Raw genomic sequence first — 10,335 nt, forward strand, 5'->3', positions numbered from 1 at the left:
AGTAAAAACCTTCTTTAAAAGTCAAAAAAGTATTAGAATAAGGTCACTTTCAAAATTTAAAAACAGATAATGATAAAAAGAAAAATTAAAAAATGTGCTGAATTTGTTTAAGTTGCTGATTACGAATTCTTAATCCAATCCGTCGGTAAATTTTCGGAGAACAAATTGTCTGGCAATAATGTCGTAATAGCTTAAAATTGTGTAGTTATTTAGCTTTAGAGTATTATAGAGAACGGCTTCTTTATGTGTATCTAAAAAATAGAAGATTTTATCGCTAGCAAATGGCTCATGTGTTTCTTGCGTCAATTCCAGCTTTTTGGTCCAAATACTTTCAAAAAACACGGAATAATTGCTTTCAATATTATAATAATTGTTGGAAGGGAAATCTCCAAACGGATCATTAAAAGCGTTTATAGATATTGTTTTGAAATTACTTCCCGTTCCGCCTAAGGTAATGAAGAGATTCTTTTGATTTTTATATACCGAAAGTCCAGCATCAAGAGCAGATAATGCTTTTAAAAATTTAGCGGTATTCTTTAATTTTCTAGGTTCGCGATCCTCAATCTGCATTAGCAAAGGCGAATTGCTAAAACGGATGGTATCTTTTTTGGAAACCGAAAATGTTTTTATCGATTGGCCAGATTCATAGTCTTTAACATCAAACAAAAGTTCGTCTGCGTTGACATTGATTTGATATAGCTTGTTTTCGTGGTAAAAAGAGTTGGACGTTTTTGGATTTTTTTCTCCAACTGGTTTCGAAAATGTCTTTTCTTTTATTTCCAGACTTTCTAAATCAATATCAAATAATTGCGTTTTTCTAAAGCTTTGGTCTAAAGTCAGAATCAATCGGTTTGGAAGCGTATAAATTTTACTTTTGGCCGAAACTTTATACAACGGATTGTATTCTCCAGCATCCATTTTTTCAATCGGGTTTTCATTCAAAATTTGATTGAATGTTCTAGGCTGGGTTTTTCTATCTATAAATTTGAAAGAACTAAAATCTAGAAACTTTTCTTGTGCCATTCCGTTTTTAAAGATAAAAGCCGTTAGTGCTTGTTTGGTTTTTTCCTGCATCAGCAGATAGAAATTATTATCTTTTTGATAATGCGCCAAAATAGCTTTGTCTTCAAGCGGAATCTGAAATTTTAGTGCTCTAGAAGTTTTGCTTTCCAGATAATATTTAATCAGAATGATGGTTTTTTCTTCTTTCGAAAACCAGTACAAAGTAGGATTTCCGTCTTCGCTAAAACTATATCCCATCAGAGATCTGTTTTCGGTATACTGACGGTTGGTGACCAATTTATCTCTTAAAAATAAAGCGCTATTGTATTTTAGGATAGAAAGGCTGTCTGCGCTTGCGGCAAAAACAAACACGTCATGAGTAACGGTATTTTCGCCAGCTACAATTTCCGACTGGCCAATTTTGTTTTTTAAATCGATTGCATAAGTAGTCAGCACCGTTTGACTAAGCAAAGAGGTGGAGGAGATTAAAAACAAAAAAATAAAAATTCGTTTCATGTGTTTTTGGGCGCAAAAATCATTCCTTATTTTATTGATTCATAAGCTCTTGAAAAAGATCTACAAACTGACCAACATGCATTCCGTCCATTAAACCGTGATGGACATAGACTGCCATAGACATGGTTCTTTTTCCTGTTTCGGAAACCATCATTTTTCCGAATGAAATTTTCGGACAGCTGTCTGGATATGTAAAACTGCGTGCGTGGGTTATGGAACTAAAATTCAACCACGGAATTGCCGAGAAATGAATCAGATTGTCATCATCAAAAGATCGGGTAAAAAGTCCGGTTGTGTTTTGAATGCGTTCGATTTCCGTTAATGCTATTTGTTCGAATGTTTTAAAATCCGGATCGTATTCAATTAAAGAAAAACCAAAAGTCCCATCTTCACGCCCAATTGTGGCTGATGCGTCAATACGATCGTTAATGTATATTTGGTCTTCTGAAATTCGGTATCTAAAATTTTCAATGGCGTTTACCGCAGCCAGCGTTTTATGTAAGTAGAAAATGAAAAAAGAAGCATTTATACTTTTTGCGGTTTGATACGCTTTGGTACAATCGATTTCTACAGTAGCGCCAAAAAAAGGTTCTTCCATCTGTTTGAAATGCGCAAAATGCTCTTTTCTATTCCAATTTTCTAAGTCTAAAAGTGTTTTCATTATAATAAATTCGGAACCACTTCTGCAATAGTTTCAAAAGAACTAAAATGCTCGTGTTCTATAGTGTGATTGATTTTTTCGTGTTCCCAGGTTGTGTGAAACGGAATATGTACGGCATAACCGCCAATTCCTAAAACTGGTAGCACATCTGATTTTAATGAGTTTCCGATCATCAAGAACTCATGCGCCTGAATGTCTAAACGGCCTAAAAGTTTTTGATAATCAATTTCTTGTTTGTCTGACATTACTTCGATATGGTGAAAATAATGTCCCAAGCCAGAACGGTGCAGTTTGCTGTGCTGATCTTTCAAATCGCCTTTTGTAGCAACGACCAATTTGTATTTTCCTTTTAAGGCTTGGAGCGTTTCTTCGATTCCGTCCAGCAATTCGATTGGTTTTTCGAGTAATTCTTTTCCGTATTGAATGATTTTTTCAATGACTTCAATAGGAATGGTATTGTTCGAAATGTTCATAGCCGCTTCGATCATCGAAAGAATGTAGCCTTTAATTCCGTAACCATATAAAGGCAGATTGGCAATTTCAATTTTGAATAATTCCTGCGAAATGCCTTGATGCGAAAGATAATCTTCCATTAAGGCACAGAATTTATGTTCGGTTTCCTGAAAGTAAGGTTCGTTTACAAACAAAGTGTCATCGGCATCAAAGGCGATTACTTTTAAGTTTGGGATTTTAGTTTTATGTAACATAATGTTTTTGTTTCAGGTGTTTTTTAGGTTTGCCACTAATTACACTAATTTACACTAATTTTTTTATAAAGATTAGCAAAAATCTGAGGAATCTGCGGGAGATATTTTGCCACAGATTAAAAGATTAAAAAGGATTATTTAATCTGCTGAAATCTATTTGAATCTGCGTGAAATTTTTTTTAGCCACAACCCGAGCGATAGCGAACAGGCGAAGCAATTGCACAAATTTTCACAAATTTCTTTTGGGTTAAATAATTAAATCCGCTTAATCTGTCAAATCTGCGGGAGATATTTTGCCACAGATTAAAGGATTAAAAAGATTTAAAAAAGTAAATCCGCTCAATCTGCTTAAATCATTTAAATCTGCGTGAAACTATTTAACCTCAATTCTTAGAAAACAATCGTTTCAAAGAAATCGTCTTATCATAAAATGTTATTCGGATTCCGCAAAGCAGAATAATTCCGCCGAAAACCATTTGTAAAGTTATTTTTTCTTCCAAAAACAACCAAGCCAAAATAGAGGTAATTACAGCTTGACTTAACAAACTCAATGAAACTCTTGTGGCGCGCATGTGCTGTGTCGCATAACTTATGGAAAGCCAAGCACACAATTGGCAAATTACAGCTTGAAGCACTAGAACAAACCAGCCTGCATCTGAAAATCCTGTGAAAGGTTCGTTTAACGAATAACATAAAATTCCCAAATAAATGCTTGAAGCGGTTAAGCTGATGGTCATAAACGAAAGCACATCAACCTGCGAAAGCACATTTTTGCTGACCAAAAGATAAATTGAATATAAGATTCCAGATAAAACCGCAAATAGAAATGCCTGATCGAAGTTTAAATCGATAAAAAACTCAAAACCGACTAGAGTTATCATTCCGAGCAAAGCGACCAATGTACCAATCCAGAAATTTGTGGCTGGTTTTGTTTTCAAAAAGAAAAAAGAACCGACCCCGACCCAAACAGGAGATAAATTTGTCAGCAAAGAAGCCTGAGTTGCGCTTGATTCCTGAATGGCGATATTCCAAACGGCAACATCTGAAGCAAATAAAATACCGCAAAGCGCTGCTAAAAGCAGAAATTTTGGTTTCGGTAATTTGAAATTTCCTGAAATTATAACATAAGGTAAAAGCAGGGTCACAGCAAAAAACATTCGGTAAAATGCCGAAATCAAGCCTGGAGTTAAACGTAATTTTACCAATATCGGAAAAATGGATATGCAAAGTATACCGCAGATTAAGGCTAATCTTGGTTTGGTGAGTTTCATTTAATGTATTTTGTTCTTGAATTATTTTTTCAAAGATAATCTAGAAAGGGAGTATTTTGAAAGCGAAAAACGCGAATCAATTAAAAATCTTAATTGGTTCGCGCTTTTTAAAAATATTTTTTAAAATTCTGATTTTTAATATTATTCGCTAAAGCTAAAAATCTGGTATTTTTTATTTTGTTTATTATAATTTCCAAGATAAATAGAACTGTCTAATTTGAATAGAATTAAATCTTTATATAAGACTTTATTAAAAAGTGTTCGGCCGTCTTTTATGTTTTCATTTTCCTCTAGAAATATTCTTATTTTTTCAAATGCTGAGGTTTTGACCTCGTCTTTCAAATGGTTAAAATTGGAATCGAACAGACAAGTCGTATAAACCACATTTTTGTCTCTATAAGAAATCAGGTTTTCTATAGTGTAGCTTGAATAAGACATGGCGATAGGAGCACTTGAAAATCCACCTGCCATTCCCATTCCCATTCCACCTCCATTTGCTATGTCTTCTGAACTTCCAATAACGGTATAATATAAACCATCTAATTTATAACACGATATGCCAGGAGTAGAGTTATTAATCTTGCGTATAAATTGTTTTGGTTTTTCTAATATTTTTTTATTAGAAAATGTGCCTGATTCCTGAAAAACATCCGTATTTTTAAAAGGGATTTCTTCATCTCGCAATGCTTTGTAAGTATTAATTCTCATGCCATCTAAATCGCTTATGGTTAAATATAGAACTTCAGGATTTGTTTTGATCTGAATGAGTTTGTCATCGATTAAAAAAGAATTGGATTCAAATAAAAATCCATCATATTCATGACTTATTGTGCGTTGCTGTTTAATTGCCTTTAAAGAAGCAGTAAAGTCGTTTAGATTTATTCTTAAAATATCTGTAGCATGTGGACCAGTATCTAGTGTGAAAATAATCTCGTCATTTTTATAAGTATAGATTTTATTTTTTCTAGTACTCAAAGCCAGTGAAGGAGGGCTTTCGTTATTAATATTTTGAAAAAAGAAATTGGAAGATTCCCAAGTTAATGCAGTATGTAAATTTACAGGATTTCCTTCTTTGTTGTTGAATTCAAACTTCGACAAATCGACCGTTTTAGTGTCTAATTCACCTGAAGGATCAAAAACATAAAATTTTAAATTTCCGATATTTTTGACAAGAGTAATTATATAAAAAACATTGTTGATAGTAAGTTCTTTAACAATCTTTTCTTTTTTCAGTTCTAAATCAAAAAATTTAATATTGATTTGCTTTGTTGCAAAATCAAAAGATTGTGCAAATATTTTTTTTCTGTCTTTTGAACCCCAGAAAATGCTATAGCTTTCATCTTTCTGAGTATATCCAAGAATTTCTTCGTAAGTGCTTTCCGGCCTTACAGCAGAAATCGAATCTTTAATATTAAAAGTGGAATCAAATCTTATTGAAGAAACTTTTTCTTTATCGTTTGAAAATAACACAATTTCATTTTTGGTCTTATTAGTTACCTGATAGAAATCTCTTTTTTTTTCTAATTTGAGATCAAATTCTTTTATCATTTCCTGTGCAAAGGTGTTAATAGTCAGAAAAAGAAAGCAGGCAAGGAGTGATTTTTTTAGCATAGATTAAGTTGGCAATTTTTGGTTGGGTGAAGATCTAATTTTTTCTGTATAAAGGTTTGAATACTTTTCTTTATTAAATTAAACAAGCGTGAAACTAAAGATTTCACGCTTGTTTAATTTATTTAAAAGCTCTTAGATTCACATTAATCTGCAAACTTTCGAATTGTATATTCTTTTGTTTTATTATCGTAGTAGCCTAGATAATATACCGCTTCTATATTAAATAAAATTTGAGACGAAACATCTTTGTAGTCATCAAAGAAAGTGCGTATTTTATCAAATGCCAAAGGCTGTAAATCGCCTTTTATATGATTGTCTTGATTATCAAAAAGACCTTCAATTTTAACTACTTTTCTATTCGCATAAGAATTAAAATTCTCCATCGTAGGGCTTAAGAATGCAACACTTACCAAAGCTCCAATTAAGCCAAATTGATTTGCAACAGTTTGTCCTGTAGATGGTCCTGTAGAAGAAATACCTCCAAAAGTAATAAGCGTATTTTGACCAATATGATAGCAAGAAAGACCAGCATTTAAATTGACAATTTTTCTTAAAAATTGAGAGCTGTTTGTTAAGGTTCTTTTTCCTCCAAAATCTCCGCCTTCAAGATAAATGTCTGAGTTTTTAAAATCAATTGGAGTGTCAGATGTGGCTGAAAATTCTTTTAACGTATTATCTTCTAAGTCTTTTACAGTAAAGAAAAATTGATCTTCAGACGATTTTAAGATGTAAAATTTATTGTCAAAATAAAATGAATTCGAAGTTATAGCGATTTTATATCCTGTAGAAGTTACATTAGAAATACCTGGAGATCGGATTATCTTTTCAGTAGCCGAAAAATTCTGTGTATCAATTATAATTGCCTGTGTGTAATCTGAATTTGTATCAATAGTTAAAACAAGCGTTTTGCCATCAAAATAACATTTTCTTTTTCTAGCAGCGTCTGTTAATGAAGTCGGATTTTCAACATTGATGTTTTTTAATGAAAATGGAGCTTCAAACGGAAGCAGATTTTCTCCTAAAATTCCATAGATATCTGATTTTGTATAATTAGATTTGAAGAAATGGAATCCGTCCAAATTGATAATTTTTGCTGAATAAACACCATTTTTGTCAAAAACATGTAGTTTTAAAGAGTTGCCTTTTTTGGGAACAGTTAAAATGTAAAATTTCTCGCTTTCGCTGAATTTCTGAAGCACTTTTTCTTCTTTAAGGTCAAGAGTATATTGCTGTGTTGTAACTTTTTTGTTCGAAACATCATACAATTGAGAAAAGATGTTTTCGTAATCGTTAGACGCCCAAAACAAACGCGGATTGTTATTATTGCTGTTATAGCCAATCATCATGTCGTATGTTTTAGTATTTGGTCTTTCGGCAGAAATACTGTCCACTATTTTCATGTTTCCGTCAAGATGAATCGCTTTTACTTTTATTTTATCACTAACAAATAAAGTAACATCTTTCTTCTCATTATTTACAACCTGAAAGATATCACGATTCTTTTTTAATTCGATAGGCACAGAGCTTACAATTTCTTGCGAAAATGATGTCAAAGCGCTTAATATTAAGCAGAAGCCAAATATTTTTTTCTTCATACAGCTAATTTGTTTTTGGTTAGATAATTTTTGGGCTAATATCTTAATTTTTTGGATATGGAGAATTTATCAAATAATATTTTTTAAAAGCAAAAAGCATGAATCGATAAAAGTTAACCGATTCACGCTTTTTTATTTTCTAAAATGAAGATTTTTACTCTTTTGTCTCTTCTACTTGGATAGTTGGAGGAACTTCTGGAGTGTCTTCACCTTTTAGGTAAGTCGGTAAATTTAATCCAGCCATATTGAATAAATCATTTAATGGCGGAACAGTTTTCATCATGCCAGAAACAAAATTGGCTGTTGATCCATTTTCGCCCTGGCCATTACCCGAATCCCAAACCGTAATTTTATCAATTTTGATATTCTTAACCGCTTCAACCTGAGTTTTTACCAATTCTGGAAGTTTTTCCAATAATAAAAGCTGGAATGCTTTGCTTGGATCTCCACCTGCAGCAGCCACAACATCTTTATAACCTTCAGCTTGTTTGGTTAAGATTTCGAATAAACCTTTTGCTTCTGCTTCCATTTTAGCGAAAATTGCATCAGCTTCTCCTTTTGCATTCTCTCTGATAGTTTCTGCAGCAGCTTGTGCTTCGATAATTGCTCTTTGTTTAGCAATTTCAGCAGGAACGACAATGTTGGCAATTTGTGTAGAACGCTCTCTTTCAGAACGCGCCAACTCGGCTTTCTGTTCTGCAATATAAGATTCTTCTAATGCTTTTGCTTGTTGTACTTTTTCTGCGGCTATTGCAACACGTAATGATTCTGCTTCTTTTTCTCTACGAAGTGCTTCTGAATTGGCAATAGCAATTTTTGCCTCATTTTCTCCTTGAATAGCAATGGCATTGGCTTCAGAAGTTTTTACCCTTGTATCTCTTTCTGCTTCTGCTTTACCAATTGTTTCGTCTTTAGAAGCAGTTGCGATACTAATTTCTTTATCTTTCTGAGTAATCGCAATTTTTACGTCACGATCTCTATGTGTTTCTGCAATTTGAGTATCTTTTTCTCTATCGGCAAGAGCTTTACCAATTTCTCCGATTTTTTCTTGTTCAGCAACACTAATTTTTGCTTCGTTGATGGCTTTTGCAGCAGCTTCTTTTCCTAAAGCTTCGATATAACCCGATTCATCTCTAATATCGGTAACGTTTACGTTGATTAACTTTAAACCAATCTTTTTCAATTCGCTGTCTACGTTTTTAGAAATATTGTCTAAGAATTTATCACGATCAGAGTTAATTTCTTCAATAGTCATTGTTGCAATAACCAGACGCAACTGACCAAATAAAATGTCTTTTGCCAGTTCCTGAACCTGTTCTGATGATAAACCTAATAACCTTTCAGCAGCAGTATTCATACTATCTGATTCTGTAGAAATTGCAATTGTAAAACGACAAGGTACATCAACTCGAATGTTCTGACGGCTTAATGCATTAGTTAAATTGGCTTCGATAGAAAGCGGTTTTAAATCCAGAAAAGAATAATCTTGAATTACTGGCCAAATAAAAGCTCCTCCACCATGTACACAACGGGCTGAGGTACCACCAGTACGTCCGTAGATTACTAAAATTTTATCTGAAGGACATCGTTTGTACCTTGAGATTAATGCTGAAATGGTTACGAATAGAACGATTGCCGCAACTGCAATCAAAATAATTGGGTTCATTATCATTATAGTTTATGTTATAGGGTTTCTACGATGAGGAGGTTGTTTTCTATTTTAACAACTTTTACAGCTGTTCCAGAAGCAATTCTGGCATTTTCGGTCATGGCTTCCAATTCATGAAAAGCGCCGTTTACGCTAATCATAATTTTGCCTTTTCCAGTTTTATTTTCTGGAATTGTTAAATAAACTTCTGCAGTTTTATCAAGTGTATTAGAAAGTTTAAACGAATTATCTTCGGCTAATTTTTGAACTTGTTTGATTACGAAGAAAAATAAAAGCACAAATAAAACCCCCACAACAAAAGAAAGTACAATCAAAAACCAAGTATGTTCACCAATTGTAGAGTAAAAAGAAATTCCTGTCCAGCTGAAACCTAACAGAAAATTGATCAAATTTCTTAAAGAGAATAATTGAAAATCGCCACCATCATGCATATCAGCATTAAAATCGGTATCAAAACCATCCGCGATATCAAGACCTGAAAAGGTAATAATAGTTTGAATAAGAAAAATTAAACTTGATGGAATAGCGATATACCAAAAAGATTTAAGCAGAGTAGGCAAGCTTTCTAATAGTTCCATAATTATAAGTTTTTTGAATAACTCTTGGCGCTAATATCTAATTTTTTTTGTAAGAAAACTAATTTGGATGAAAAATGTGTTTATAATTGTTTTTAGAATGAAAAAGCGCGAAATTCAATTTGAAAATTCACGCTTTTTTGGACTGTTTTAAACTACAGCAAATTTACTGCAAGCTTTCTCAATCTGTTTATCCGAAAACGGTTCGAGCGCTTTGGCAAGCATTTCACTAGTTTTGATGCATTCCATCATTTTGGATCTTAAATCTTTGTCATCTCCCAAATCTGTTTCCAGAATTCGCTTGAAAATTTCAGATAAATAATGGGGTTGTTCTCTAAAATCTCCTTCAAACCATAAATTGGAAAGGAAATTGGCCATCGACGGTATAACGTCGTGGTGTGTTGGTTTTTGATTTTCTGTTTGCATATTAGAAAATATTAGACACACGAATACCACGTTTTAGGTGTGCAAACATTCCAAGGAATAATTTTAGGCGGTTTCCCGTTCCCTTCACCATGACGTGGTATACGCTTATTGTTACTTTAATATGTTTAAGGATTTCTCCTTAGAAATGTTTGCAAAACAAACTTACAAATATAAATTTGAAAGAAATAATAAATTGTAAGAGTTTTATATTGTTTTTTTGTGCCAATGTTGTCATTTAGAGGAACGAGAAATCGCACTAGAAACTCGACAATATGTGAATCCCGCGTGCGATTTCTCGTTCC

The 10,335-nt window shown here is 33.0% G+C and carries 9 protein-coding genes; all 9 read right to left on the minus strand.

The window, feature by feature from the left end; translation table 11 throughout:
* Nucleotides 1-129: 129 nt before the first annotated feature.
* The 9 genes from ACWA1F_RS04030 to ACWA1F_RS04070 all read right to left on the minus strand — a co-directional run bounded on the left by ACWA1F_RS04030 (nt 130) and on the right by ACWA1F_RS04070 (nt 10,033).
* The gene (locus ACWA1F_RS04030) at nt 130-1,518 is read right to left on the minus strand and encodes a hypothetical protein (protein WP_456891790.1); all 1,389 of its coding nucleotides are present in this window, start codon (nt 1,516-1,518) and stop codon (nt 130-132) included.
* 31 nt (nt 1,519-1,549) lie between these two features.
* The gene (locus ACWA1F_RS04035; protein ID WP_456891792.1) at nt 1,550-2,179 is read right to left on the minus strand and encodes a CatA-like O-acetyltransferase; all 630 of its coding nucleotides are present in this window, start codon (nt 2,177-2,179) and stop codon (nt 1,550-1,552) included.
* A complete protein-coding gene (locus ACWA1F_RS04040; protein WP_111284918.1) occupies nt 2,179-2,886 on the minus strand; it encodes an HAD family hydrolase in 708 nt (235 codons plus the stop codon). The genes ACWA1F_RS04035 and ACWA1F_RS04040 overlap by 1 nt, the downstream gene beginning before the upstream one ends.
* Before the next feature lie 383 nt (nt 2,887-3,269).
* A complete protein-coding gene (locus tag ACWA1F_RS04045; protein ID WP_456891795.1) occupies nt 3,270-4,157 on the minus strand; it encodes a DMT family transporter in 888 nt (295 codons plus the stop codon).
* Nucleotides 4,158-4,298: 141 nt separating this feature from the next.
* A complete protein-coding gene (locus ACWA1F_RS04050; protein WP_456891797.1) occupies nt 4,299-5,705 on the minus strand; it encodes a hypothetical protein in 1,407 nt (468 codons plus the stop codon).
* Nucleotides 5,706-5,911: 206 nt separating this feature from the next.
* Nucleotides 5,912-7,363: a hypothetical protein gene (locus ACWA1F_RS04055; RefSeq protein WP_456891799.1), complete on the minus strand. Its 1,452-nt coding sequence runs from the start codon at nt 7,361-7,363 to the stop codon at nt 5,912-5,914.
* A 154-nt stretch (nt 7,364-7,517) separates the two neighbouring features.
* Nucleotides 7,518-9,029 carry a flotillin family protein gene (locus tag ACWA1F_RS04060; RefSeq protein WP_456891801.1) on the minus strand — a complete coding sequence of 504 codons (1,512 nt, stop codon included), beginning with the start codon at nt 9,027-9,029 and terminating at the stop codon, nt 7,518-7,520.
* Between the two features lie 17 nt (nt 9,030-9,046).
* Nucleotides 9,047-9,610, minus strand: a complete 564-nt coding sequence (locus tag ACWA1F_RS04065) for an NfeD family protein (protein WP_306153765.1) — start codon at nt 9,608-9,610, stop codon at nt 9,047-9,049.
* A 147-nt stretch (nt 9,611-9,757) separates the two neighbouring features.
* Nucleotides 9,758-10,033, minus strand: coding sequence for a hypothetical protein (locus tag ACWA1F_RS04070; RefSeq protein WP_456891804.1), 276 nt, complete (start codon nt 10,031-10,033; stop codon nt 9,758-9,760).
* Between the last annotated feature and the right edge of the window lie 302 nt (nt 10,034-10,335).

This window comes from Flavobacterium erigeronis, assembly GCF_054075165.1.

Excerpts from the sequence above, each read along its gene's own strand:
- ACWA1F_RS04055 (WP_456891799.1), bottom strand. The coding sequence starts at position 7,363 with ATGAAGAAAAAAATATTTGGCTTCTGCTTAATATTAAGCGCTTTGACA.
- ACWA1F_RS04035 (WP_456891792.1), bottom strand. The coding sequence starts at position 2,179 with ATGAAAACACTTTTAGACTTAGAAAATTGGAATAGAAAAGAGCATTTT.
- ACWA1F_RS04070 (WP_456891804.1), bottom strand. The coding sequence starts at position 10,033 with ATGCAAACAGAAAATCAAAAACCAACACACCACGACGTTATACCGTCG.
- ACWA1F_RS04060 (WP_456891801.1), bottom strand. The coding sequence starts at position 9,029 with ATGAACCCAATTATTTTGATTGCAGTTGCGGCAATCGTTCTATTCGTA.
- ACWA1F_RS04040 (WP_111284918.1), bottom strand. The coding sequence starts at position 2,886 with ATGTTACATAAAACTAAAATCCCAAACTTAAAAGTAATCGCCTTTGAT.
- ACWA1F_RS04030 (WP_456891790.1), bottom strand. The coding sequence starts at position 1,518 with ATGAAACGAATTTTTATTTTTTTGTTTTTAATCTCCTCCACCTCTTTG.
- ACWA1F_RS04045 (WP_456891795.1), bottom strand. The coding sequence starts at position 4,157 with ATGAAACTCACCAAACCAAGATTAGCCTTAATCTGCGGTATACTTTGC.
- ACWA1F_RS04065 (WP_306153765.1), bottom strand. The coding sequence starts at position 9,610 with ATGGAACTATTAGAAAGCTTGCCTACTCTGCTTAAATCTTTTTGGTAT.
- ACWA1F_RS04050 (WP_456891797.1), bottom strand. The coding sequence starts at position 5,705 with ATGATAAAAGAATTTGATCTCAAATTAGAAAAAAAAAGAGATTTCTAT.